This is a genomic window from Acidobacteriota bacterium, from assembly GCA_028875575.1.
GTDB lineage: Bacteria > Acidobacteriota > Terriglobia > Versatilivoradales > Versatilivoraceae > Versatilivorator.
Genome location: JAPPDF010000087.1, coordinates 1 through 23840, shown reverse-complemented (window position 1 = coordinate 23840; position 23840 = coordinate 1). Strand labels below are relative to the sequence as shown.

Here is a 23840-nt window from a genome sequence, read left to right as displayed (position 1 = left end):
GAGGCACCCGGGAAATGCGCCGGCTGTTGTCTTGACTTCCTGTTCATGAAATTTCTCCTCACCAACGATGACGGCTTCGATGCCCCCGGGCTCCAGGCACTGATCAAGGCGGTCGAGGGTCTGGGGAGATGCGTGGTGGGGGCGCCCCAGGAACCGCTGTCGGGCTGCAGCCACCAAGTCACCACCCATGAGCCCATCCGGGTGGAGGCTCGCGGCCTCTCGCGCTACAGCCTCTCGGGAACGCCCGCCGACTGTGTACGTATCGGCCTGCGCCAACTGGCGTCCAATGCCGATTGCGTGTTATCGGGAATCAATCAGGGAGGGAACCTGGGTGCGGATGTCTTTTATTCCGGCACGGTAGCGGCCGTTCGGGAAGGCGTGCTGGAGGGCGTGCCGGGCATCGCCGTTTCTCAGTACTGCAAGAAAGACCTTCCCATCGACTGGAACCGCTCGGCCCGATGGGTGCGGCCCCTTCTAAGAAAGCTGTTACAGGCCCCCTGGGCCGCTGGGACCTTCTGGAATATCAATCTGCCTCACCTGGAACCCGGCTGCCCCGACCCACAAACCGTCTACTGTCCCTTGGATATGTCCCCCCTTCCGATCACGTTTCGAATGGAAGGCACCGGTTTTCTGTACAACGGAAACTACCACCGGAGACGGTATGACCCGGGAACGGACGTGGAAGCCTGTTTTCGGGGGGATATCGCCGTCACCCTGGTTCGGCTCGGCTGAACTGCTGCCTCAGGGTCCCGCGGAGACGGCGCCTGCGGCGCTACTCTCTCCGAGCAGTCGGTCGGCGTGCCCGGACGCCAGGTAGCGCTTGGCGCAGGCCTGCACCATGGAGACCATCCCCATCAAACCCATGCTCTTCCCCATGGAGAGGTCCTTGCCGAAGATTCGATAGACCACCTCACCGGGCACCCGGGCCAGGCTGGAGGCCGACTCTCCGGACAGGGTCTCGTCCAGGATGACGGCCATGCACTTGGCAGAGATCCCCTGGGGGTTCTCCACGGCGAAATGGAACTTCAGCGACTGGCTGGGGAGCTCTTCGCACCAGACGTAGGCCTCCGACTCGCAGGCCGGCGTCAGGTGAGTCTTGGAAAAGGGACGTGTGGCAATGAATTCCGGAACCGACTTGAACCGGGAGGCGATGTCGATGAGCATCTGGATGCGCTCGTCGCGGTCGCCCGACAGGTCCAGATACTCCAGCAACATCGCCAGTTTTTCCGGGTATGCGTTCATGATGATCCGGGTTTACCTGCGGCCTGCGACCGCGTTAACCTGGCCGGGAACTGCGGCTTATGGTCTTTCGATGGGCACGTTGACCAGGTTGCCCCACTCCGTCCAGCTCCCGTCATAGTTTCTGACTTGCTGGAAGCCGAGCAGGTAGGTCAGGACGAACCAGGTGTGGCTGCTGCGCTCCCCGATCCGGCAGTAGGCGACGATATCGTCCCCGGCTTGCAGATTGTTTTCACCCGTGTAGATAGCGCGCAACTCGTCGGCGGTCTTGAAGGTGCCGTCCTCGTTGGCGGCGCGGGCCCAGGGGATGTTGGCGGCTCCCGGAATGTGCCCGCCACGCAAGGCGCCCTCGTTGGGATAGGCCTCCATGTGCAGCCGTTCGCCGGTATACTCCGCCGGGCTTCTCACATCCACCAGGGGTCTTCCGGCCTGGACATGCTCCAGCACCTGGTCTCGAAAGACACGGACGTTGCTGTCATCCCTCTCCGGAGCCTGATAACTGGTGGTGGGATAGATGGCGGCCTCGGTCACCAGCGGCCTCCCCTCGCTTTGCCATTTCAGGCGGCCCCCGTCCATGATCTTGGCATTGGTATGCCCGAACAACTGAAACACCCAGAAGGCATAGCAGGCCCACCAGTTGCTCTTGTCGCCGTACAGCACCACCGTCGTCTCCCGGGTGGCCCCGATCCGCCTCATCAGGTCTTCAAACCCCGACTTGTCGAGATAGTCCCGCCGCAGAGGGTGGTTCAGGTCTCGGGTCCAATCGACTTCCACCGCTCCCGGAATGTGCCCGGAGGCATAGAGCAGCGGGTCCTCGTTGGATTCGGCAAACCTGAGATTGGGATCGTTCAGATGCTCCGACACCCACTCGGTCGACACCAGGGCGTCCGTGCTGGCGTATCCTCGTTCTTCAATGGCAGACATAACGCGTCCCTCCTTGTAATGTTTTTCAGAGTTATACCATAGACTTTGCCGGTCGTCCTTCGATCCGCCCCTCTTCGGTACCGAATTGCCCTTGAGCGGGCCCTACCAACCTACCGGCTGGCCCTTGTTCTGTTCATCCAGCCACTTCTGCAGCGGGGCAAAGTATTCCAGAATTGCGGTGGCATCCATATCCCGTTCTCCCGTCAACACCTCCAGCGCCTCCGGCCAGGGCCGGCTGGCCCCCATGGCGAGCATGGCACGCAGGCGCTTGCCGGCAGCCTCACTCCCGTAAATGGAGCATCGATGGAGGCTGTCCTCGCAGGCGGCTTCCCGAGCCAGGGCCCGATGGAATTGAAACTGCAGGATTTGGGCCAGAAAGTAACGGGTATAGGGTACGTTGGCCGGCACGTGGTACTTGGCGCCCGGGTCGAAGTCGTCTTCGCTACGAGCCACTGGGGGAGCGATGCCCTGGTACTTGCCTCTCAGCTCCCACCAGGCCTGATTGTAGCGGTCGGGCGGAATCTCACCGGAGAATACCTTCCAGCGCCACTGATCCACCAGCAGGCCGAAGGGAAGGAAGGCAATCTTGTCCAGCGCCTGGCGCAGCAGCAACCCCAGGTCCTTTGACGACGGGGGCACCTGATCCAGCAACCCGAGCCTTACCAGGTAGGGCGGAGTGATGGAGAGTGCAATGGTGTCACCCACGGCCTCGTGGAACCCGTCGTTGGCACTTTCCCTGAAGAGGACCGGCTGCTGGCTGTAGGCTCTCTGATAGTAGTTGTGACCCAACTCGTGGTGGATGACATTGAAATCCTCGGCGGTGATGTCGATGCACATCTTGATGCGCAAATCCTCGCGCGCATCCACGTTCCAGGCGCTGGCATGGCAGATGACCTCCCGGTCGCGGGGTTTTTCAAACAGGGATCGATCCCAGAAGCTCTGCGGCAGGGGGGCGAATCCGAGCGAACTGAAAAATCCCTCTCCGTAGGAGACCATCTGCCTTGGGGTCGTCTTTCGAGACCGAAGAATCTCGGTGAGATCGAAGCCCGGATCGGTTTCCCGCGGCGCGACCAGCGGGAAGACGTTGGACCAGGTTTGCGCCCACATGTTGCCCAGCAAGTGAGCCGGAATGGGACCGTCGGCGGGAACCACCTCCGGCCCGTAGTGGGTTCTCAGCCGCTGTCTCACGTAGGCATGCAGCGAGAGATAGAATGGTCGCACCTGCTCCCACAGGCGATCCAGCTCTCGAAGGAAGGCCTCCGGAGGCATGTCGTACTTGGCCCGCCACATGGCGCCCGTATCCGAGAATCCCAGGCTGCGGGCTCCCTGATTGGCCAGTTCCACGTACCGCTGAAAATCCCTTCGCATTGGAGGAGAAATACCTCTCCAGCCAGTCCAGGCTGCTTTCAGCGCTTTCGGATCCCGGCTGGAAGCCATGATGCGGGATAGATCCTGCAGGTTCCGACACTCGTCGCCGGCCTCCCCGCAAACCTTCCCTTTTCCATAGGTGGATTCCATTGATGTCACCAGCCGAGTGAGCTCCTCGCTGGCCTTGGGGTCGGGAGGAGCGGCCAGCGTCAGCGACAGTCGAAGCAGCTCCAGTTTCCTTGCCAGTTCCCTCGGCAAACCGGCCGTTTCGAAGCCCGACGATTCCTTGGCCAGCCTGGCGGTGGCCTCGATGGCCCGCTTGCTGGCCACTGCAGCCAGAGCCTGGGTGTCTCCGGTGATATAGGTCGACCGGACCCAACTGGCGCGGGCGGCCTCGGTCCAGAGCCCCAGCAGGCGTTCCTCCGCCTGGCGCACGAACTCTTCCGCCGCGGACGAGGTGGACTCGGCTGCGTCCTGCGATCCGGCCAGCCCCGAAAACGATCCGGACGCCAGGACCATGACGCCCCCAATGACCAGCATCAATCTCTTCAAGGAATCACTCCTTCTCCGGCCGCTCAGGCCGAACGGTCCACTCAGTTTATAATCTGGATTCGCCTCCCTCAATATTTTTGTCTTCACCGGTTCTAACACTCGTTCCAATTGTCCCTTGTGCTTCCGGAGCAGGCAAAATAGACTGGTTGGAGTGGACTGAAAGGGGCAAGCGCGTCCAGCCGAACCCCAGCGAAAGGCCAATCATGCGGGGCTTCAACACCATCGTCTTCATGATGGCTTTGCCCCTTGGTGCCGGATCGATCAGCTGCACGAGCGAGGCCGGTTCGAACAGGACCGAGCCACTGTCCAAGGCCTCTCCGTCTCACAGCGCCGGTCCACTCGCAACCGTCAGCATTTTTTCGGTAGAGAAGGGAGAGCTGGTCATGGTGAAAAAGGTAGTCAAGTCCGAGGAGGATTGGCGCAATCAACTCACGCCCCTGCAATACAACGTGACCCGCAAGGGAGGAACCGAGCTCGCCTTCAGCGGGAAGTACAATTTCGCCAAGGAGACCGGCATCTACCAGTGCGTGTGCTGCGGAATCGACCTGTTCACCTCCGACACAAAGTACGACTCGGGAACCGGTTGGCCGAGCTTCTGGGAGCCCATTGCTCCCGAGAACATCCGCACCGAAACGGACAGGGCTTACGGCATGGTCCGGACGGAAGTCCTGTGCAATCGCTGTGACGCCCACCTGGGACACGTTTTCAATGATGGCCCCAGGCCGACCGGCTTGCGCTACTGCATGAATTCGGCGGCTCTCAACCTCAAGACGGAATAGGGAGAGGCAATCAGAGACCCGTTGGAAGCACCCCTCCCGCTCGAAGCCATTCCAGGCAATGTTCCACCCCCATCTTGCCAATTCCCTTCGATGGTCCCTGATGGGCGCATGGCTGATGGGCACGGCATTCCTCTGGTTGGTCGCCACCGAAAACTTCCGTCGGGTGGATGCGGTTCTGAGCAGCCCCCATCCCGAATTCCACCAAAGGCTGGAACCCCTGCCCGCCGACGAGGCGCGCGTCGCCCTGCGTTTCCTGGCCTCCGAGCTCAATCGCTTCTATTTCACCGTCTGGGGCTGGTCCCAGTTGATGCTTGGAGGGGTGATCCTGATCTTGAGCTGGCGCCTGGCGGCTGACCGCTTCGAGTTGGGTCTGCTGGGCGCAATCTGGTTGTTGGCAGCCATTCTGACACTTTGGGTGACGCCGTCCCTTGTCGAAATCGGACGCCAGGTCGACTTCATCCCCCGATCTCCGCCACCGCCACAGATGGATGCCTTCTGGCGTTACCACCTTGCCTACACTGTGACCGATCTGGTCAAGTTTGGCGCCGGACTTTTATGGTTGCTGCGATCCGGGCTGAAGCGGGCCTGATACCCTCTCCAAAGCTGAGGCCTCTCATCATCCGGTAGCCGGGAGGCCGGCAGCCCTGCCCCACCGAAGGGGCACCGCCGCTCTAGTTTTGCTTCCATGCCATGGCTATTTACGCGATCGGCGACATTCACGGATGCTTCCGGACCCTGCAGCGCCTCATGGAAGCCATCCGGTTCGACCCCGGCCGGGATCGACTTTGGCTGGTGGGCGACCTGGTCAACCGCGGACCGAGATCCCTGGAGGTCCTCCGCTGGGCGCGGAATCTAGGCGATCGAGCCGTCTGCGTTCTCGGAAACCACGACCTCAAGCTGCTGGCCTGTGGCCTGGGAGTTCGATCTTCCCTGAAGAACCCTCAACTGAGCTCGATACTGGCTGCCGGGGACCGCGAGGAATTGCTCGCCTGGCTCAGAGGCCGGCCTCTGGTTCACCGCGAAGGAGGGTATGTCCTGGTTCACGCCGGACTGTTGCCGGAATGGACGGTGGATCGGGCACTCCAACTGGGAGAGGAAGTTCGACGGCGCCTGAGGGGGCCGGGAGCCGCGGAGCTGTTGCAGTGCCTGACGGCGAGGAACCTGTCGGCAATCAAGGAGGAAGAATCCGAATTATTGCGACTGGCGGCGGCGCTCCGTGCCATGACCCAACTGAGGACGCTCAACCCGGACGGGAGCATGGACCACACCTTCGTGGGCCCACTGTCGGAGATGCCCGACTCCCTCATCCCCTGGTTTTCGTTTCCCGGCCGGCGCAACCGCTCCGCCACCGTCCTTTTCGGGCATTGGGCCGCCCTGGGGTTGCACCAGGCGCCCGGAACCGCAGGCCTCGACAGCAACTGTGTCCGCGGAGGGCCGCTGACGGCCATGCGATTGGAGGACGGCAGGATTTTTCAACAGGAATATGTGGATTAACCCGCATTTCTCACCAGGGGGCATGATCATGGCGCAGGAATTTCCCCTTCAGCGCGTGCTCGCGACCGAAGAGCGTAGCGGTTTCTACGGTCGAGGGAGCATGTGTGCGCTGAAAGGGAAAGGACAAGCCAGGGCATGCCCAGGGCCGTCTGTGATGCGCAAGCCCTTGACATGGAGCCAATCAAGGTGCTGAAGATAATCTACTTCTTGTAATGCCTCCAGCGACTTGGTGAGAAATGCGGGTTAACTCCTTTTGAACTCCCCCAGCACCGCGTTCAGGCTGCTCTTGGCATCTCCGAAGAGCATGCGGGTGTTGTCCTTGTAGAAGAGGGGGTTTTCAATTCCCGCAAAACCGGCTGCCATCGAACGCTTCAACACAATCACCACCCTGGCCCGGTCAACCTCGATGATCGGCATTCCGTAAATGGGACTCTCGGCGTCGTCCCTGGCGGCGGGGTTGACCACGTCGTTGGCGCCAATCACCACACACACATCCACCGTCTCCATGGTGGGATTGACGTCGTCAATCTCGACCAGAAGGTCGTAGGACACGTTGGCCTCTGCCAGCAGGACGTTCATATGTCCCGGCATCCGGCCGGCGACCGGATGTACGGCATAGCGGACTTCGCAGCCATTGTCTTCCAGGATCTCCCCGAGCTCCATCACCCCGTGTTGGGCCTGGGCGACCGCCAGGCCGTAGCCCGGCACGAAAACCACCGACCGGGCCGCTTCCAGGATGAAGTAGGCGTCCTCGACCGAGATGGGTCGGGGCTCGCCATGGACCTGTTTGCCGCCTTTCCCGGCAACGGCTCCGAACCCGCTGAACAGCACGTTGGTGAGAGACCGGTTCATGGCCTTGCACATGATGTTGGTCAGTATGAGACCGCTGGCTCCCACCAGCGCACCGGCCACGATCAGGATGTTGTTGAAGATCACAAATCCTGCCGCGCATGCTGCCAGCCCGGAATAGCTGTTGAGAAGCGAGATGACCACCGGCATGTCGGCCCCGCCGATGGGGACCACCACCATGATGCCAAGCAGAAAGGCCAAGCCCATCAGGAACAGGAACAGCGTCTGGCTCTCCGGGGAATCGAGACCGTAGAGCACGCCGCCCAGGCAGAGAAGCGCCAGCAACAGGAAATTGATCGGCTGCTGACCGGGGAAAAGCAACGGCCTGTTGAGGCGAAAGGATCGCCAACCGATCTCCTTCAGCTTGCCCCAGGCCACCAGACTGCCACTGAAGGTGACCCCGCCGATCACGACCGCCAGCAGGATGGTCACCGCACCCAACGGGTCCTGAAGCGGCTGGCGATGGTAGGCTTCCCAGCCCACCAGCAGGCTGGCTCCCCCGCCAAAGCCGTTGAACAGCGCCACCAGTTCCGGCATCTCGGTGAGCTGCAGGCGGGTTGCCGCAAGGGATCCTATGGCCGAACCGATGAGAACTCCCAGCAGGATCCACTGGTATTCCACCACCTCCGTATGGAGGAGGGTGACGACCACCGTCAGGAGCATGGCACAGGCAGAGGCCAGATTCCCCCAGCGGGCCGTGTCGGGGGAACTCATCAACTTCAGACCCAGGGCAAACAGGAAGGCCGCCAGCAGGTAAGCCAGTTGGATGGTAACGCTCACTTCCGGTCCCCGCGCTTCCTCTTGAACATGGACAGCATCCGCTGAGTCACCAGGTACCCCCCGACCACGTTGATGGTGGCCAGCGTGACCGCGGCCGTGCCCAGACCGATGCTGAGGGGCGTGCTGTCGGCGGCCCCGGCGGCCAGCAGGGCTCCGACCAGCGTAATCCCGGAAATGGCGTTGGACCCCGACATCAGCGGAGTGTGCAGCGTCGCCGGCACCTTGGAAATCAACTCGAGACCCAGAAAGACGGCAAGCATCAGGATGAACATCAAAAAGATCAGGTCCGCGGACATGGACTCTCCTCAGCGATTGACGGACGGGTTGATACCCTCATACAAGATGCGACCTCGGTGGGTAACCAGGCAGGCGCCAAGCACCTCGTGATTCAAATCCAGATTTAGACGGGGCTCACCTTCGTGCAGGCATTCTTCGATGAGGTGGAAAAGGTTGCTGGAATACATCTGGCTGGCGTGGGCAGCGACACGGCCGGGAAGGTTGGCCAGGCCGATGATCCTCACGCCCCCGGTCTCGACGATTCGATCCACCTCCGAACCCTCCACGTTGCCCCCCCGCTCCACGGCCAGATCCACCACCACGCTGCCCGGTCTCATGCGGCTCAGGGTCTGCCCGGTGATCAATCGAGGGGCCTGGCGGCCAAAAACCTGGGCGGTGGTAATCACCACATCCGACTGGGCGCAGACAGCCGCCAGCGCCTCCTGCTGCAGGCCCAACTGCTCCTTGGAGAGAGCCCGGGCGTAGCCTTGCCTGGTCTCTCCCGTGCTGCCCAGTTCGATCTTTACAAAGCGGGCTCCCAGCGACTTGACCTGCTCTTCCACCACGGGCCGCGTGTCGTAAGCCTCGACCCGCGCCCCCAGCCGCTTGGCCGTGGCGATGGCCTGAAGACCCGCCACTCCCGCGCCGAGCACGAAAACCCGCGCCGGCAATATGGTGCCGGCCGGAGTTGTCATCATGGGGAAAATCTTGTCCAGGGCTTCGGCCGCCAGGATCACCGCCACATACCCCGCCAGGCTGGCCTGGGAACTCAAGGCATCCATTTTCTGGGCCCGGGTGGATCTCGGAATCAGCTCCATGCTGACAGCGCTGATTCCTCGACTACTCAGAAGTTCAATCAACTCGGATGCCTGGAAGGGATCCAGGAAACTGATGGAAAGACACCCCTCTCCAAGGCGGGCCACATCCTCCGCCGGAAGGATGCGAACACCGACAACCAGGTCGGCAGCCGCAAGCATGCTCTCCCGCTGGGAAGAGACCTCGGCCCCGGCGGATCGATAGGCCTCGTCCGGGCAGCCGGCGCCCGCTCCCGCTGAGGCCTCCACCGTAACCTGTATCCCCTTTTGGACCAGCTGCTCCACGTGGTCGGGGATCAAGGCTACCCGGCGCTCCTCCTGATCGCGTTCCCTCGGTACGGCGATTTTCATGGACAGAACCCTCCGAGCGGCCGGAACCGGTCCGGCGGACAGCGGCTCACTGCCATCGGGCCTGAAGAAATGGCCTTGCCCTTGGCTTCGACCCGGAACCGGCCATCATACCCGAAGGCAATCCGGTGACTGAAGAAAATCTCGAGCCGGACTATTGTCACTTCTTCGAAACCGGTGTTTCGATCCACCGTTGAATTCCCCGAGTCTTTCGTCACCTATTTAACCTTCGTGGATTCCGGAACGGCCCCGCAGCCACCCTGGAACATCAGGCGGAGGAACCGGTGCAAAAGACTCTGGAAGGAGTCGCCGATTTCTGCAACAATGCGTGCCACGCCGGCAAGCGGTTGAACCCGAGCAAATAGCTGCCGATCGGTTGTTCGGCAGCGTCCAAATTTCGCTTTTCAGTCCGAGGAGAAGCGTTGCCACTGAAATTCATCCACATCACAGACTCCCACGTGGGCGAAACGGTCGACACCCTGTTGTATCTCTATGCATCGGGACGCGCCCTGAGCGCGGCCCTGGCCCACATTGCCCGCCACGATCGCCATGGAGCCGCCTTCATCGCCCACACGGGCGACATGATCTGCACCTCCTCACGCCCCGACTCCTACGAAGGCGCCCGCGCCATCTATGGACTGGAGGGTGACGCTCCGGCGCCGGGTCCGCTCGTTTCTCGCGCTCACGGCCTGGACCTGCCCTGGTACTACATTCCGGGCAACGCCGACGACCGCGACGCCTGCAGGGCCAGGATCTTCCCCCGGGGACCCCGTCACGGCCTGTTCAACTACAGCTGGGAGGTTGGGGGCATCCGTTTTCTAAGTCTGGACTGGGGAGCATGGAAGACCGACGTCTACACTCTGGAGGCGAGCGCCTTCGCCTGGCTGGAAACGCAACTGCAGCAATCGGTTCCCACCATCATCCTCACCCACCACCCTCCGGTCCACGTGGGGGTGGAGATGTTCGACAGGATGACCCCGGAAGATCTACCGCGCTTGCAGAACCTGATTCGCGACTCTTCGGTCACGGCCGTGTTCCACGGACACACCCACTACCCCTGGGAAACGCGCATCGGACACGTTCCCGTCTTCGGCACAGGGTCCATCACCTATCGGTTGAGCTATGACGAGGGGCCCCCGCACTTGAAGCTATTCCCCCCACAGTACCGCGTGGTTACCGTGAAGGATGACGGATCGGTAAGCACCGAGGTGTGGGAATTGGAGTCCCCGGTCTAACAGCAGGAACTGTCGGGGGTACAGCTGTCTTCCTCGAGCAGGGGCAGTCCCTGACCCTGCCCCAGAATGAGGAACGCCCCCCGGTAGGGGGGTCGGCTGAGCTTGGCAGCCGTATCGGTGGAAACCTCAACCGGTTCGTTGCGCGGGAAGAGGTGCCCTTCCTCGTCCATGACCGCCTTTTGCGGTCCGAGATAGATGGCCCGCTGCCCGGTGAAGCGACTCTCGGCGGACCCTTCGAACTTGAAACCTCGCAGTGTCACGGAGTAGAAAGTGCACCCCTCGACTGTCTTCCAGTAGTCCCTCTTCAGGATCTGAAGCCCGTGGAACCCCGCCTGTTCCAGGTAGGTCATGAATTCCTCTTGAGTCAGTGCTCCTGACAGGCACTCGCCCCACAACCTGGGATTGACCCGCAGGTGGTCGGGAACGGATTCCCGGCTGACGATGTCGCTCACCACGATGCGACCGTGATCCTTCAGCACCCGCCACACTTCGCGAAAGACCGCTTTCTTGTCGGGTGAGAGATTGATGACGCAGTTGGATGTAATCAGGTCAACGGTCTTGCTCTCCACCGGGATCTGTTCCAGAAAGCCCCGCCGAAACTCAACCACGTCGTAGCCCAGCTTTTCGGCTACGGCGGTCCGGTTTCGATTGGCCACGGCCAGCATCTCGTCGGTCATGTCCACGCCGATGACCCTTCCCGAGGGGCCTACCTTCCGGGCGGCGATGAAGCAATCGATGCCGCCTCCCGATCCCAGGTCCAGGGTGGTTTCTCCGGAAACCAGTTGAGCCAGGGCAATTGGAGAACCACAACCGTAAGAGCGGTCCATCACTTCCTTGGGGATATGGCTCACCTCGGCCGGATCCAGCTCCTTGGAACAGCAGAGTTCCGCCTGTGGCTTCTCGGCGGCCTTGGCGTAGAACTGCCGCACCACCTGGCGGGACCGTTCGATATCGAAGGCCAGCACGCAGTTGGAGTGAAGGGTGGCTACTGCGGTCCGGCTGCCCACATCGATTTGATTCCTGTCGGTGCCGCAGGCCACGGCGCCTTCGCCCATCGAATGATAGACCGCCGGTGCATCAATGCCCGAACTTCCGTTCAGGCTGCGCTGTTTCTCCCGAGCCAACTCGACCATGATGTCCTGGGCCAAGGTACGGTAGACCTCATAGTAGGGGTCGGGGGCATGCAGATCCCCGGACCCGGCCCCGTCGGCGCTGAAGAAATAACTGTGCTCGATATCTCCACCGCCCAGGATGAATCGGAAAGGGTCTTCCCGGAGCCAGGACTTGTTCGCAACCGAGGCCTGACGAAAACGTCGGGCCACCGGAGAGTCCTGCCAGATCTGCCGCAAATTACCGTTGATGACCACGCCGGCGGCCAGGGGCTTGTGGTTGGCGCAAGCCGCCGAAGGATAGACGGTACCGTCGGAATAAACGCACAGGGAATCCCAGAACTGGTTTCCCAGATCGTGCTTGATCCCCGGCCGTCCGTTGACCCGAAGCTTCAAGGATTCCAGGTTGTCCAGCCTGACGCCCAGCCTTGCGGCCTCTTGAGCGGTGGCCCTGGCAACTCCTATGAGATCCTCGAAGGAGGGGAATGCATCTTGCTCGGTCTCCAGGACCCGCCCCCGCCGGTGCATCCACATCAGGTGTTGGGACTGCGCTCCCCAATCCTTGACGATGCGCGTGATCAGGGGCAGCTCCTCCAGGTTGTCACGGGTGACCACGGTGGTCAGGGAAACCGGGAACCCCAGACCGGCCACCGCCCGGGTCCCTTCGGAAATCCTGTCGAAAGTGCCGCGACCACGGTAGCGATCGTTGGTTTCAGCCACAGCGCCGTCCAGCGAGATCTGAAGCCGCAGCCGTTTCCGGCTGAACCGGGCGACCCGATCCAGCCGCTTTCCCTGGAACAGCATCCCGTTGGTCAGGACAATGAGCTCGGCCTGCTTGTTCTCCGTGACCGCCCCGATCAGCTCAAAGATATCAGGACGCGCAAAGGGCTCTCCTCCGGTGAAGTAGAAGCGCTCCACCCCGCACTCGCAGGCCTGGTCGATGATATGGAGCAGTTGAGAGGTAGGGAGCCCCGGGTCCTCTGCCGGAGACGAGCTGACCAGGCAGTGGGTGCAGGAGAGATTGCAGGAGTTGTTGGTGTGGATCCAGACCTCGGAGAGCTTGTCCACGCTCAGATGGGCCGAGCGACCGGCATAGGGAGCGCGCTCGAAGGGCGTGAAGGACACCATGCCCGTTCGAAGACAGTCGCGGACAAAGGAATGCACGTGCAGCCAGGACCTGGCGGCATCCATCTGGAGCCATTCCGCATAGCGCCGGCTCAAGGCGCCAACCGTCAGGGGCTCTCGCAACCATTCCAGCAGCCTGGCTCCCCTCCGGCCGGTAGCCAACCAGTTGGGCTCCTCGCCATCGATAAAGAACTGCAGGCCCTCCAGTTCCAGGTGGGACAGGTCCGGCAGATAGAGACGCTGGTCTTGCTTGAGCTCCAACATCATGGTCTCCCTGGGCTTGCCTGGAACACCCCAGTTTCGCCCCTTATGAGCCGCCTCGTCGCATGGGACGGCAGCGCAATTGGGTGAAAAGTGAAGAGTGGTGAGTGGTGAGTGGAGAGCCACTTGATCGAGGCCCAAAGCGTCTCGTGGTCTCGCAGCTCTTCACTCTCCACTCTCCACTAATACGGCTGCCCGTTCCACAGCCGCATCACCCAATCCACTACCCTGGGCTTGCCGAACACCACATCGTAGCAGCCGCCCTTGCGGCGCTCCTCATCCCGACGCAACCAATGGAACCGGCAACCGGCTTCGAGGGCCAACACCGGCGTGGCCGCCACGTCCCAGAGGCGCAAATCGGGATCGATCATGGCGCCCACCGAGCCTTCCAGGGCCAGGCAGTGACCGAAGCAGTCGCAGTAGGTCCGAACACTGGGATGGGACCGATAGAGTTGTTCCAGCACGTCCGCCTTGCCTGCCTTGTGGAACTGGGCTCTCTCTCCAACCGACAGAATCTCCTGCTCGAGAGCGTCGTCTCGGGCGAGGTCGGCAACCTGCAGCCTGCGGCCGTTGCACCAGGCTCCCAAGCCCAGTGCGCCGCTGTAACAGCGTTCGAGACCCGGCAGGTCGATCAGGCCCACGACCGGATGGCCGCGAAAATGCAGAGCCAGAACGGTTCCGAACAGCGGGACTCGATGGCGCAGGCTGCGGGTTCCGTCTATGGGGTCGATAATCCACTGGTAGTCCGCATTCGGGTTGCAGGCGTCGAATTCCTCGCCCAAAATGCCATGGGAGGGAAACCAATCGCTCAAGGCCGACCGCACATGCTCTTCCACGGCCAGGTCCACCTCGGTCACAAAGGTGCTGTCCGCCTTCAAACGGTGGCTGATCCCTCGAGCCAGGGCCTGGTCGATCAGACTCCTGGTTTGGGCCGAAAGCCGCCGCGCCTTTTCCAGCAGTTCGGCCAGTTCCTCCCTCGCGGGCAGCGCCTCACTTCCCGACGTTCCTTCGCTCGCCTGGCTCATGGCTCACCCGCCGGCAACCGCCGGGACGAACAGCACTTCGCTCTCGGGAGGGACTTCGTACTCCAGAGCTTCCCGCCGGACCATCCCGTCCACGAAGATTGCCAGGCCCGACCGGAGATGACCGTTCTCCACCAGGCGGTCCCGAATCCCCGGATAAAGCAGCTCCAGCTGGTCGATCAAGTCTCCCACCGTCCGCCCCTCGACTTCCAGTTTCCTGACGTCGCCGGTCAGGGAGTGCAGCAAAGCCGGGATGTGGACAATAGCCATGATGTCGCCTCTCAGTTGTTGCCGGCCGGCTCCAGTCACAAAAAAGGCTCGAAGCCGCTTCCCCGGCCTCGAGCCCGATTGCTTCGTCTGAAGATCACATCCCCTCAGCTCTTGGCCGACAGCGCCTTCACCACCGTTTGGGGAGACATGGGAAGATCGCCCAGGCGCACCCCGACAGCCCGCGCGATGGCATTGGAGATGGCTGCCTGGGGCGGGACGATGGGCACCTCGCCCACCCCGCGCACACCGTAGGGATGTCCCGGGTTGGGCACTTCCACGATGATGGTCTCGATCATGGGCAGATCCAGGCTGGTGGGCATGCGGTAATCCAGGAAGCTGGCGTTCATCAAGAGCCCGTCCTTATTGTAGAAGTACTCCTCGTTGAGAGCCCAGCCGATGCCCTGAACCACTCCGCCCTGCATCTGGCCTTCCACGTAGCTGGGGTGAATGGCTCTCCCGGCGTCCTGAACGGCCGTGTACCGCAGGATGGTGACCTTTCCGGTATCGGGATCGACCTCCACGTCCACCACATGGGTGGCATAGGCTCCCCCGTGATTCTGGGGAGTGACCGTCTCGCGGCTCCCGACGTCGATGCCCTTCTGGCTGAGGTCGGCCGCCAGTTCCTTGATGGTCATGGACTTGGAATCGCCGTTGGTGGTTGTGATCACTCCGTCGGCCAAAGCCACCTGGTCCTTGTCGACCTTCCAGATCTCGGCCGCCTGCTCGATGAGCTGGCTCTTGATGGCCTGACCGGCGTTGTAAGCCGCCCATCCCGTGGCGAAGGTGACCCGGCTTCCTCCCGTAACCTCGGTATAGCCCACCGAATCGGTATCGACCACCGAAGGAACGACATCCTCCACTGGAATCCCCAGGACCTCGGCCAACTGCATGGCGATGGAGGTCCGGGTGCCTCCGATGTCGGTGGAACCCTCCTGCAGGGTGACGGTGCCGTCGCCATTGAGCCGCGCCGTGACGCTCGAGGTCAGGCCCGCATTGACCCAATAACCTGAAGCTACCCCGCGGCCCCGATTGGGCCCTTCCAGCGGGGTCTGGTAGTGCTCGCAGTCCCTGGCCGCCTCGGTGGTCTCCAGACATCCGATCCGAGGATGAGGAATCCCGTGGGACTGGATATCGCCTTCCTTGGCTCCGTTCTTCAGCCGAATCTCCATGGGATCCATATCCAGGATCTGGCAGAACTCGTCGAGCATGCACTCGACGGCGAATTCCGAATTGGGAGCGCCCGGCGCCCGATAGGCCGCCGTCTTGGGTTTGTTGACCACCACGTCGTACATGTCGATGGTGGTGTGATCGATGTTGTAGGGGGCAAACATGCAGATCCCCCCCAGGGCCACGATGGAGCCGGGGTAGCCGCCGGCCTCGTAGGCCAGCATGGTCTCGGCCGCCGTGATGCGCCCCTCGTTGGTGACCCCCATCTTCAGCTTGATATAGGAACCCGAGGTAGGTCCGGTTGCCTGAAAGACTTCGGTCCGATCCATCACCACCTTGACAGGGCGCCTGGCTTTCCGAGAGAGCACCGCGGCCACCGGCTCCCCGTATACCGGGATCTTCCCGCCGAAACCGCCCCCGATCTCGGTGGGAATGACCTTGAGCTTGGAGACCGGAATATCCAGGATCTGGTGCACGCTGGTGCGAACCGTAAACGCGCCCTGGGTGGTCACCCACATGGTCAGATAGCCGTCGGGATTCCACATGGCCGTGGCCGCGTGGGGTTCGATATAGCCCTGGTGGACAGTGGCGCAGCGATATTCCCGTTCCAATACGTGGTCGGCGGCTGCGAACCCCTGGCTGACATCGCCTTTGACATGCCGGGAATGAGAGGCCACGTTGCTGGGCTTGGAGCTCTTCTCTCCCAGCTCGTCGGTGTAGAGATCCTCGTGCAGCAGGGGAGAATCCTCATCCATGGCCTTGAGCACGTCCATGACCGGCGGCAGCACCTCGTAGTCGACTTCAATCAGCTTGAGAGCTTCCTCGGCAATGTGCGGGCTGGTCGCCGCCACCGCCGCCACGGCGTGTCCGTGGTAGACCGCCTTGTCCGAGGCCATCACGTTGTCGCACATCGGCTTCAAGGGGACCTCACCCAATTCCCCCAGGTTGGCGGTGCGACTCCCGGAGTCGGGAAAATCGGCTGCCGTCATGACCGCCTTCACGCCGTAGAGGGCCTCGGCCTTTTCGGTGTTGATGGACTTGATCCGGGCATGAGCGTGAGGGCTGCGGAGCACCTTTCCATGGAGCATGCCCGGCAACTGAACGTCGGCGCCATAGACTGCCCTTCCCGTGACCTTGTCCACTCCGTCATGGCGAATGGGCCTGGTGCCTATGACTTTGTACTTCTTTTTTACTTCCGTTTTTGCTGGTTCCATTACCTCGGTGGGGTTCATTTCTTCACCTCCAGTTGGGGTTCGGCATCCAGGATGGCACGTACAATCTTGTCATAGCCGGTGCAGCGGCAGAGGTTTCCGGCACACCAGTGACGGATGTCTCCTTCGCTCGCCTGGGGATTCTTTTCCAGCAGGGACTTGCCGGCCATAATGAAACCCGGTGTGCAAATGCCGCACTGCAGTGCGGCGTTCTCCAGAAACGTCTGCTGTAGCGGATGCAGACCTTCCGATCCCATCAGTCCCTCGATGGTTTCCACCGTGCATCCGTCGATCTCGGCGCCCAGCACGATACAGGCGTCCACCAGCAACCCATCCAGGATGACGCTGCAAGCTCCGCAGTTTCCGTTGTTGCATCCTTCCTTGCTGCCGGTCAATTTCAACTCGTCCCGCAAGACCTCCAACAGGCTCTGCCTGGGCTCGCACAGGAACTCGACTGGTTCTTCATTAATGGTTGCTGCCACATGAACTTTCGCCGCCATTCTCAATCCTCCTTGGCCCGTTCTAACGATTTCTGGAGTGCGCGCCGGGTTAAAACTCCCGCCAGGTGCACCCGATACTCCTCGGTACCCCTCATGTCTGTAATGGGTCGGGCCGCCGCCCGCGCGGCAGCCGCAGCCTTCTCGATAGCACCGTCGTCCAGTTCCCTGCCCTCCAGTGCGGCAGCCGCCCCCGCGACCAGCAGCGGCGTGGGAGCCACCGCTCCCAGGGAGACTCGCGCTTTCTTGACGGTGCGAAGATCGGATTCCATCTCCAGCGAAGCCCCGCAGCCGACCACGGCGATGTCCATTTCGTTTCGCGGAATGAAGCGCAGGTAGTGGGCGCCGAAGTGCTTGGGGGGTGGAGGCACATGAAAGGAAACGAGCAACTCCTTGGGCCCCAGCACGTTCCTTCCCGGACCGGTGCAGAAATCTTCAACCGGAACGGTGTGGGTGCCTCCGGATCCGGCAATCAGGCAGACGGCCGAATGGGCAATCAGGGCAGGAATGGAGTCGGCCGCTGGCGACGAATTGCAAAGATTGCCGCCGAAGGAAGCCCGGTTCTGAATCTGTGTGCCTCCAATCAGCAGGGCGGCGTCGTTCAGACCGGGATAAAGCTGCGAAATTCGGGGGTCTTCGTAAAAGCGGACACAGGGAACACAAGCACCCAGGGTCAGTCCCGATTGGGAATCGAAAGACAACTCCATGAGCTCGGCAATCTTCTTGCCGTCCACAATGAGATCCACATCCCGCCTGTTCTCCCGCACCTGAACGATCAGGTCGGTCCCTCCGCTCAAAACGCGGGCCCGCTCACCCTTCTGCTCCAACAAGCTCACCGCTTCCGATAAACTCTTGGGCGCAACATAGTCAAAAGCTTGCAATAGGGTCCCTCACTTTCTCAACAACTCTCAACTCGAACTCTTCGAGGAAAACCAATAGATTGGACAGCGCTATTTTACGGATCGCAAGGCCCGCATGCAATCGACTTTATGGCGAAGTTGACCCCTCCCGCCAAAAATGTAACATTGCCAACGGAAGAACACCATGTGCGGCCGATTCACCCAGCAAATGACCTGGCAGGAGCTTCACCACCTCTACTCACTGTCCGGACAAGCCCCCCTGCTCAACCACCGCCCCCGTTACAACGGCGCTCCCACCCAGGACTTCGCCGTCTGTCGCCTCGACGAAAGGGGTCGCCGCACCGTAGCCCGGTTGCGCTGGGGGTTGGTGCCCTCCTGGGCCAAGGACATCCGGATGGGCGCACGCCTCATCAACGCCCGGGCCGAGACCGTTCACTTCAAACCCTCCTTCAGCGCCGCTTTCCGCTTTCGTCGCTGCCTGGTGCCGGCCAACGGCTGGTTCGAATGGAAGCGGGCCGGTCCCGCCAAGCAGCCCTGGTTCGTTGCCATGGCAGAGGGATCGCCCCTGTCCTTCGCCGCGCTTTGGGAGCTCTGGGACAAGGCGGAAGAACCGGTCGAGTCCTTCACCATCATCACCACCGCCGCCACGCCGGACCTGGCCGGCATCCACCAGCGGCAGCCGGCCATTATTCCTCCCAGCCGTTTCGACCAGTGGCTCGATCCCGCCGCGCCGCTGCCGCAACTACTCGACCTGGTGCGGGAACCGTGCGGGGGCCCCTTCGAGCCGCGGGCCGTCAGCACCCGGGTGAACCGCGTCGCCAATGACGACCCGGGGATTCTGGATTCGCTCTCCAAAAATATCTGATCTGACCGGGAAGCGTGATATGATTTGGAACAATATGACCGGTTGAAATAACCAGTTGGACTGAAAAAAATGCGTACAATTCAAGCTACCGAAGCCAAAGCAAATTTGGCCAAATTTCTCCGGACGGTTGAGACCGGGGAGAGTATCGCCATCACGCGTCATGGAAGGACAGTAGCACATCTGGTCCCGGCTCAGGATCAGGAATGCGCCCGAAGACGGGAAGCGGTGGAACGATTCCTGGAACGTCGTCGCGGGTGGAGGAAAACCAAAATGTCCACTCAGGAGATCCTCGCCGCTCGCCATGAAGGACACCGGTTTTGAGCGGGTTTGTCCTTGATGCATCAGTCGCTGTCGCCTGGCTGTTCGATGACGAGTCGGATCCGCGAGCGGAAATTGTTCTGACGCGACTCAAGAATGAACAAGCTCTGGTGCCGCAACACTGGATGCTCGAGGTGCGTAATTCGCTCCTGGTGGGAGAGCGCCGTGCCCGTATCCGGGCCGATGAGGTCGACGAACGTCTGACCAGTCTGAGAGCACTGCCTCTGCGTACCGATTCGGAGCCAGGCCTGGATGTCGTATTCGCCCTGGCCAGGACTCACCGACTGTCCATTTACGACGCTATCTATCTGGAACTGGCTAAACGTACCGGGCTTGCCTTGGCCACGCTGGACGACAGGCTCAGACAAGCCGCCCTCAACGAAGGCTTGGCGCTGGTGAAATAGCCAAGTGCAGGCAGGCGCTACGATTGGCGCGGTTTGTCAATTCCCGCCCTGGCGGCTTCTACGCCATTCCTGCTGCCTTGCCTCCACATACTGAAGCCCACCCCTCTACTCATATTGGGCGCACAACCCCTGGAGATTGCCCTCCAAGGCCCGCAACAGATCTTGAACTCGACCAGTGACTACTCTTTGTTTTGAGGCCGGTGCGATCACACCTTGAAGATCACGATGACGGTGATTCCCAGGAAGAAGAGGCCGCAGCAGACGAGACCGATCCTGCTGATCCAGCCCGGACGCAGTTCGGGGGGCAGCAGTGAGTGGTTGACGTAGAGGACGTGCAGCGAGCTGGCTCCCAGGGCCACGTTCATCAACACCGTCCCCACCTTGGCGATCTGGAGTGGATTGAACAGGGAGAGGGCAAACAGGCCCCAGATCCCATAGGCCAGCAGGATTCCATAGTAGATGAACTTGACCTGGTTTCCTCCCAGGGTCCTGGCCCGGCGGCTCACCGTCCAGATGATGTCGGTCCAGCGCCTGGCGATGTTGTCCCCCGAGTGGATCTGGTTGGGAGCCAGAACCAGGAAGCTGATCAGCAGGGTCAGCGGCCACAGGATATAGCCGAAATCCGGGTAGCGGGAAGCCAGACCGTCGGCCACCATGGCGCCCACCCGGTTTTCCGAAATGGGAGCGTTGCGGATGAACTCCAGCGACAGCATGCAGGGGAGGGCCATGCCCAGGAAGCTGCCAATCACCCAGATGGCCTGGTCCCGGCGAATCTGGTGAAGCCAGCCCCTCCACCGCTGCAGGGATTCCCGGCTGATGGCAAAAACCTCGCCCACGTGGGAGAGGCTGATGGTCATTCCTCCCACGGCGCTGGGGATGGCCCCCACCCGGGCCCCCATGCCCCAGCCCTTGTCCCGGGTATAGTTGGAGAAGAGGCTGTTGGACAGGCCGCCGGCGCCGGCAATGGCCGCCAGCCCGGCCAGCATGGCCCACTCCAGGTAAGGCAGTCGTCCATGTTCGCGGGCGTACCCGATCAGGCTCACCAGTTCCAGGCCCTGGCGGTCCACCAGTTCTCCCAGGCGGCGGGCAAAGGCCGGAGGACGCTCCTCCAGGCTCTCGAAGCGTTCCACCAGTCCGTTCCGCTTCACAAAAAATGCCGTGGGGACCCAGGATCGGTCGGCGGCGATACTGCCTTCGGCCGACAAGACGGCTGTCCCTTCTATGACCTCGAGGTAGAACCCTCCTCTTCGAGCCAGCCTTCCAGCCTGTTCCAGCATGCGCCTGCGCCGATTTTCGAGTGCGGGGGGAACCGGATCTCCAATTCCGAAGGTCTGCAGGTTCCCTTCCCGATCCACGGCAAATGACAGGGCCACCGGCCTGCCGTTTTCCATGGTTCCACGGATGGTATAGGCGGTCCCGGCTTCCCGGGCGCTCAGGGTGAAGTGCCCGTCGGCGATGACTGTCGCAGCCCGTAATGGCGCCGAGCCGACCCGGAAGAATCCGCTGAAGACCTCCCCAACGTTGCGCCCCGAAACCATGAACAGCGAGGTGAAAGTGAGGAAAGCCAGCACGATGACCATCTTGGCGGTCATGAGACGTTCGATCAAGCGGTAGACCGTTCCCCCAAAGATCAAGGGCACAAAGGCCAGGATGAAGATGAGATAGCCCAGCAGCTTGACCAGACCCGCTTCCGACATGTCGAAGCCCAGCCAACTGGTCATCCCTGCGCCCGGCAAATGGCCCAGCATGGCGGCCGCCAGGGGCACCGCCGCATTGGAGGCCATGAAGGGCCAGATACTGGAAAACTCCAGGACCGCATAGAAGGGAATCCAGAAACGGCGGCCGGGCCAGGATCGGCAGAACCCCACGTGCACCGGCTCTCCGCAGTAGAGGGTGTATCGCATCACCTCCAGGTTGTAGAACAACTGCATGAGAATGCTCAAACCACCCAGCCAGAGGAGCGTCCCGCCATACTGCGCCGTCACGGCCGGACCGAAGAGCCACTCTCCGGCTCCGATCGACACTCCTACCATGACGACCCCCGGACCGATGAGGGATGTGATCTGGCGCCATCCGAAACGGGGGGATGGAGGAAGGTCTCCGCGGCTCCAGGAGGGGATGCCGGGGTCCATGGATGGATTGGGTTGGGAGGAGTTGTTCATAAGGAGTGTTGCGGCTGGAAAAGAAACTGCTCCCTGCTCTGACGCCTCTTCTTATTCTTCCGCCGACTCGGAGGTTGCCCTCTGCCACCAGCCGCGCCGAAACTGGAAGACCAGGTCGGACCGGTCCGTCTTCTGCCCGCCCAGCACCGCGCTGACGGCCTGCCCGGCCAGCACCGTGACCAACGCCCCGATGGGGCCGAACCAGAGAAAGGAAACGCTGTTGTCCAGGATGCAGTAGGCCGTGACCACCGTGCCCGCCAGCAGGCCCCAGAAGGCTCCGCGCCATTCGGTCTTGCGGGTCATCATGCCCAGAATGAATATCCCCAGCATGGGTCCGGCAAAACTGTTCACCAGCTTGTTGGCGATTTCGATAATGGTGCCCAGGGCTCCCACGAAGCAGGCCAGCACGGTGACGACGACGCCCAACGCCATGGTCAGGGCTCGGGAGATTTTCAACTCTCGCCGAGCCACTTCAGCCTGGGAAGCCGAGCCTCCCCGAGTCAGCCAGCCAAAGCGCTTGAAGAAATCGGTGATCAGCGCCGTGACCGAGGAGTTGAGACCGGAGTCGATCGAAGACATGGCAGCCGCCAGGATGGCGGCGATCATCATGCCCCGCAAGCCCAGCGGCATCTCGGTAGCAATGAAATAGGGGAAGACCTTGTCTCCGCCGATGGTGGCCGGCAGGTTCCCGGGATGCAGGGCATAGAAGGAATAGAGTCCCAGACCGATCCCGATCATGAGGAATCCCATGGCCCAACCGCCCACCGTGTTGAGAATGAATGATTTCTGCATGCCTTTCAGCGACTTGGCCGCAAGATAGCGCTGCACGCTGACCTGGTCGGCCCCGTACATTCCCAGATTGGCGACCAGGCTGCCGATCAGGGCTCCCCAGGAGGTGACCCGGGTGGTGAGGTCCGGCGTCCAATCGAAAATTCGGGTTCTGCCTCCCTGCTCCGCCACCGACCAGATGCCCTCAAGCCCCCCGACGTGAGCGCCCACCACCCAGAGGGCCAGCACCGAACCCGCCGAGAGCACGAAGAACTGGGCCACGTCGGTCCAGATCACGGCCCGCATTCCTCCGACCACCGTGTAGAGGGTGGCCACCACGCCCACCAGCAGAATCATGGGAATCAGGGGAAACCCGGTGATGGTGTGCAGCACCAGTGAGGGCACGTAGACGGCGGTCCCCATCCACAGGATCCTCCATATGACGAACACGGCGCTGGCCAGGGCGCGAACGGTCACGTTGAACCGCTTTTCCAGGTACTCGTAGGCGGTGTAGACCTGCAGTCGATGAAAGAAGGGCATGAAGACCAGCATGACCACCACGGCCGTGGGGATCATGGAAAAAATGCCTACCGTGAGGCGCAGATCGTAGCTGCGGTACTCGGAGGGGCCTCCCATGTAGCTGATGGCGCTGTAGAGGCTTGCGATGGTGGAGATCCCGATGGGGAACCAGCCCATGGAACGGCCCGCCAGGAAGTACTCCTTGGTGGAGCGCTGTCCGCGGCCGACCCAGACCCCCACACCCACCACCAGCAGGATGTAGGCCAGCATGAGGAAATAGTCGAGGGAGGAAAAGAGCGGCTGGTCCATTGAGGCTCTTAGATTGAGGAAGCTTCACGCTCGGAATGTGTGCAGAGCCGACTCGGGCTCGGATTTTACACGAATTCCATTGGGGCTCCTAATGGAAGACGAGGTCAGGGGAGGACCCGCCGTGTAGTGCGGATCATACGAGAGTGAAACAGGGGCCTCTAACGAACTTCGGAGTCTGGGCCCCCCACCGGTTCGACTGCGGGCTTCGCTTTCGGGGCGCCGCGTTGGCCCCCCTCCGGCTCGGCTGCATGCTGCGGCCTGGTCGAAGGGACGCCGCGTTTGCCTCGCCGACTCCCCCTCAAGGGGGGAGTGAT

The 23840-nt window shown here is 61.8% G+C and carries 23 protein-coding genes; 8 read left to right on the top strand and 15 right to left on the bottom strand.

The features are described from left to right. The first annotated feature begins 45 nt into the window (after positions 1-45). Positions 46-732 (top strand): 5'/3'-nucleotidase SurE, encoded by a 687-nt coding sequence (surE, locus tag OXI69_13810; GenBank protein MDE2667216.1) that lies wholly within the window; start codon positions 46-48, stop codon positions 730-732. A gap of 9 nt (positions 733-741) precedes the next feature. Here surE and OXI69_13805 read toward each other — a convergent pair whose 3' ends face one another. From OXI69_13805 to OXI69_13790, 4 genes are all read right to left on the bottom strand, one after another. Next, a complete protein-coding gene (locus OXI69_13805) occupies positions 742-1242 on the bottom strand; it encodes a SufE family protein (protein ID MDE2667215.1) in 501 nt (166 codons plus the stop codon). A 57-nt stretch (positions 1243-1299) separates the two neighbouring features. Continuing rightward, positions 1300-2163, bottom strand: a complete 864-nt coding sequence (locus tag OXI69_13800) for a sulfurtransferase (GenBank protein ID MDE2667214.1) — start codon at positions 2161-2163, stop codon at positions 1300-1302. 102 nt (positions 2164-2265) lie between these two features. Then, entirely contained in the window at positions 2266-4083 is a 1818-nt protein-coding gene (locus OXI69_13795; protein MDE2667213.1) for a M2 family metallopeptidase, read from the bottom strand. Positions 4084-4129: 46 nt separating this feature from the next. After that, a complete protein-coding gene (locus tag OXI69_13790) occupies positions 4130-4393 on the bottom strand; it encodes a hypothetical protein (protein ID MDE2667212.1) in 264 nt (87 codons plus the stop codon). A 73-nt stretch (positions 4394-4466) separates the two neighbouring features. On the opposite strand from OXI69_13790, the gene msrB reads away from it, so the two are divergent. The 3 genes from msrB (at position 4467) to OXI69_13775 (ending at position 6356) form a co-directional block, all read left to right on the top strand. After that, positions 4467-4862, top strand: coding sequence for a peptide-methionine (R)-S-oxide reductase MsrB (gene msrB / locus OXI69_13785; GenBank protein ID MDE2667211.1), 396 nt, complete (start codon positions 4467-4469; stop codon positions 4860-4862). 100 nt (positions 4863-4962) lie between these two features. Next, the gene (locus OXI69_13780; protein ID MDE2667210.1) at positions 4963-5451 is read left to right on the top strand and encodes a hypothetical protein; all 489 of its coding nucleotides are present in this window, start codon (positions 4963-4965) and stop codon (positions 5449-5451) included. A gap of 101 nt (positions 5452-5552) precedes the next feature. Then, positions 5553-6356 carry a symmetrical bis(5'-nucleosyl)-tetraphosphatase gene (locus tag OXI69_13775; protein ID MDE2667209.1) on the top strand — a complete coding sequence of 268 codons (804 nt, stop codon included), beginning with the start codon at positions 5553-5555 and terminating at the stop codon, positions 6354-6356. A 243-nt stretch (positions 6357-6599) separates the two neighbouring features. On the opposite strand, the gene OXI69_13770 is transcribed toward OXI69_13775, so the two are convergent. From OXI69_13770 to OXI69_13760, 3 genes are read right to left on the bottom strand one after another with little or no spacing between them, the layout of a single operon-like run. Next, entirely contained in the window at positions 6600-7985 is a 1386-nt protein-coding gene (locus OXI69_13770) for an NAD(P)(+) transhydrogenase (Re/Si-specific) subunit beta (GenBank protein MDE2667208.1), read from the bottom strand. Then, the gene (locus OXI69_13765) at positions 7982-8281 is read right to left on the bottom strand and encodes an NAD(P) transhydrogenase subunit alpha (protein MDE2667207.1); all 300 of its coding nucleotides are present in this window, start codon (positions 8279-8281) and stop codon (positions 7982-7984) included. Before OXI69_13765 ends, OXI69_13770 begins: the two co-directional genes overlap by 4 nt. 9 nt (positions 8282-8290) lie before the next feature. Beyond that, positions 8291-9427, bottom strand: coding sequence for a Re/Si-specific NAD(P)(+) transhydrogenase subunit alpha (locus OXI69_13760; protein ID MDE2667206.1), 1137 nt, complete (start codon positions 9425-9427; stop codon positions 8291-8293). Positions 9428-9846: 419 nt separating this feature from the next. Here OXI69_13760 and OXI69_13755 point away from each other — a divergent pair, with 419 nt between their 5' ends. Next, positions 9847-10659: a metallophosphoesterase gene (locus tag OXI69_13755; protein ID MDE2667205.1), complete on the top strand. Its 813-nt coding sequence runs from the start codon at positions 9847-9849 to the stop codon at positions 10657-10659. On the opposite strand, the gene OXI69_13750 is transcribed toward OXI69_13755, so the two are convergent. The 6 genes from OXI69_13750 to OXI69_13725 form a co-directional block, all read right to left on the bottom strand. Continuing rightward, a complete protein-coding gene (locus OXI69_13750; GenBank protein ID MDE2667204.1) occupies positions 10656-13157 on the bottom strand; it encodes a methyltransferase domain-containing protein in 2502 nt (833 codons plus the stop codon). The genes OXI69_13755 and OXI69_13750 overlap by 4 nt on opposite strands. A 179-nt stretch (positions 13158-13336) precedes the next feature. Then, on the bottom strand, positions 13337-14179 hold the full coding sequence (locus OXI69_13745) for a hypothetical protein (protein MDE2667203.1): 843 nt from the start codon (positions 14177-14179) through the stop codon (positions 13337-13339). Between the two features lie 3 nt (positions 14180-14182). Then, positions 14183-14446: a MoaD/ThiS family protein gene (locus OXI69_13740; protein MDE2667202.1), complete on the bottom strand. Its 264-nt coding sequence runs from the start codon at positions 14444-14446 to the stop codon at positions 14183-14185. Positions 14447-14550: 104 nt separating this feature from the next. Continuing rightward, on the bottom strand, positions 14551-16845 hold the full coding sequence (locus OXI69_13735; protein MDE2667201.1) for a xanthine dehydrogenase family protein molybdopterin-binding subunit: 2295 nt from the start codon (positions 16843-16845) through the stop codon (positions 14551-14553). Continuing rightward, a complete protein-coding gene (locus OXI69_13730; GenBank protein ID MDE2667200.1) occupies positions 16842-17324 on the bottom strand; it encodes a (2Fe-2S)-binding protein in 483 nt (160 codons plus the stop codon). Before OXI69_13730 ends, OXI69_13735 begins: the two co-directional genes overlap by 4 nt. A 2-nt stretch (positions 17325-17326) precedes the next feature. Next, positions 17327-18202: a xanthine dehydrogenase family protein subunit M gene (locus tag OXI69_13725; GenBank protein MDE2667199.1), complete on the bottom strand. Its 876-nt coding sequence runs from the start codon at positions 18200-18202 to the stop codon at positions 17327-17329. A gap of 163 nt (positions 18203-18365) precedes the next feature. Here OXI69_13725 and OXI69_13720 point away from each other — a divergent pair, with 163 nt between their 5' ends. The 3 genes from OXI69_13720 (at position 18366) to OXI69_13710 (ending at position 19768) form a co-directional block, all read left to right on the top strand. Next, complete coding sequence (locus tag OXI69_13720) at positions 18366-19046, top strand: SOS response-associated peptidase (protein ID MDE2667198.1); 681 nt, start codon at positions 18366-18368, stop codon at positions 19044-19046. Between the two features lie 69 nt (positions 19047-19115). Beyond that, positions 19116-19367 (top strand): type II toxin-antitoxin system prevent-host-death family antitoxin, encoded by a 252-nt coding sequence (locus OXI69_13715; GenBank protein MDE2667197.1) that lies wholly within the window; start codon positions 19116-19118, stop codon positions 19365-19367. Next, complete coding sequence (locus tag OXI69_13710; protein ID MDE2667196.1) at positions 19364-19768, top strand: type II toxin-antitoxin system VapC family toxin; 405 nt, start codon at positions 19364-19366, stop codon at positions 19766-19768. The genes OXI69_13715 and OXI69_13710 overlap by 4 nt, the downstream gene beginning before the upstream one ends. A gap of 206 nt (positions 19769-19974) precedes the next feature. Here the strand turns inward: OXI69_13710 and OXI69_13705 are convergent, their stop codons facing one another. Both OXI69_13705 and OXI69_13700 read right to left on the bottom strand, forming a co-directional pair. Then, positions 19975-21930 (bottom strand): Nramp family divalent metal transporter, encoded by a 1956-nt coding sequence (locus OXI69_13705; GenBank protein MDE2667195.1) that lies wholly within the window; start codon positions 21928-21930, stop codon positions 19975-19977. A gap of 51 nt (positions 21931-21981) precedes the next feature. Further along, positions 21982-23526 carry a sodium/solute symporter gene (locus tag OXI69_13700; GenBank protein ID MDE2667194.1) on the bottom strand — a complete coding sequence of 515 codons (1545 nt, stop codon included), beginning with the start codon at positions 23524-23526 and terminating at the stop codon, positions 21982-21984. Between the last annotated feature and the right edge of the window lie 314 nt (positions 23527-23840).

What these genes read in the sequence shown, in the direction of transcription:
- surE (MDE2667216.1), top strand. Translation starts at nt 46, where the DNA reads ATGAAATTTCTCCTCACCAACGATGACGGCTTCGATGCCCCCGGGCTC.
- OXI69_13805 (MDE2667215.1), bottom strand. Translation starts at nt 1,242, where the DNA reads ATGAACGCATACCCGGAAAAACTGGCGATGTTGCTGGAGTATCTGGAC.
- OXI69_13800 (MDE2667214.1), bottom strand. Translation starts at nt 2,163, where the DNA reads ATGTCTGCCATTGAAGAACGAGGATACGCCAGCACGGACGCCCTGGTG.
- msrB (MDE2667211.1), top strand. Translation starts at nt 4,467, where the DNA reads ATGGTGAAAAAGGTAGTCAAGTCCGAGGAGGATTGGCGCAATCAACTC.
- OXI69_13780 (MDE2667210.1), top strand. Translation starts at nt 4,963, where the DNA reads ATGGGCGCATGGCTGATGGGCACGGCATTCCTCTGGTTGGTCGCCACC.
- OXI69_13775 (MDE2667209.1), top strand. Translation starts at nt 5,553, where the DNA reads ATGGCTATTTACGCGATCGGCGACATTCACGGATGCTTCCGGACCCTG.
- OXI69_13765 (MDE2667207.1), bottom strand. Translation starts at nt 8,281, where the DNA reads ATGTCCGCGGACCTGATCTTTTTGATGTTCATCCTGATGCTTGCCGTC.
- OXI69_13760 (MDE2667206.1), bottom strand. Translation starts at nt 9,427, where the DNA reads ATGAAAATCGCCGTACCGAGGGAACGCGATCAGGAGGAGCGCCGGGTA.
- OXI69_13750 (MDE2667204.1), bottom strand. Translation starts at nt 13,157, where the DNA reads ATGTTGGAGCTCAAGCAAGACCAGCGTCTCTATCTGCCGGACCTGTCC.
- OXI69_13745 (MDE2667203.1), bottom strand. Translation starts at nt 14,179, where the DNA reads ATGAGCCAGGCGAGCGAAGGAACGTCGGGAAGTGAGGCGCTGCCCGCG.
- OXI69_13740 (MDE2667202.1), bottom strand. Translation starts at nt 14,446, where the DNA reads ATGGCTATTGTCCACATCCCGGCTTTGCTGCACTCCCTGACCGGCGAC.
- OXI69_13735 (MDE2667201.1), bottom strand. Translation starts at nt 16,845, where the DNA reads ATGAACCCCACCGAGGTAATGGAACCAGCAAAAACGGAAGTAAAAAAG.
- OXI69_13730 (MDE2667200.1), bottom strand. Translation starts at nt 17,324, where the DNA reads ATGGCGGCGAAAGTTCATGTGGCAGCAACCATTAATGAAGAACCAGTC.
- OXI69_13720 (MDE2667198.1), top strand. Translation starts at nt 18,366, where the DNA reads ATGTGCGGCCGATTCACCCAGCAAATGACCTGGCAGGAGCTTCACCAC.
- OXI69_13715 (MDE2667197.1), top strand. Translation starts at nt 19,116, where the DNA reads ATGCGTACAATTCAAGCTACCGAAGCCAAAGCAAATTTGGCCAAATTT.
- OXI69_13705 (MDE2667195.1), bottom strand. Translation starts at nt 21,930, where the DNA reads ATGAACAACTCCTCCCAACCCAATCCATCCATGGACCCCGGCATCCCC.
- OXI69_13700 (MDE2667194.1), bottom strand. Translation starts at nt 23,526, where the DNA reads ATGGACCAGCCGCTCTTTTCCTCCCTCGACTATTTCCTCATGCTGGCC.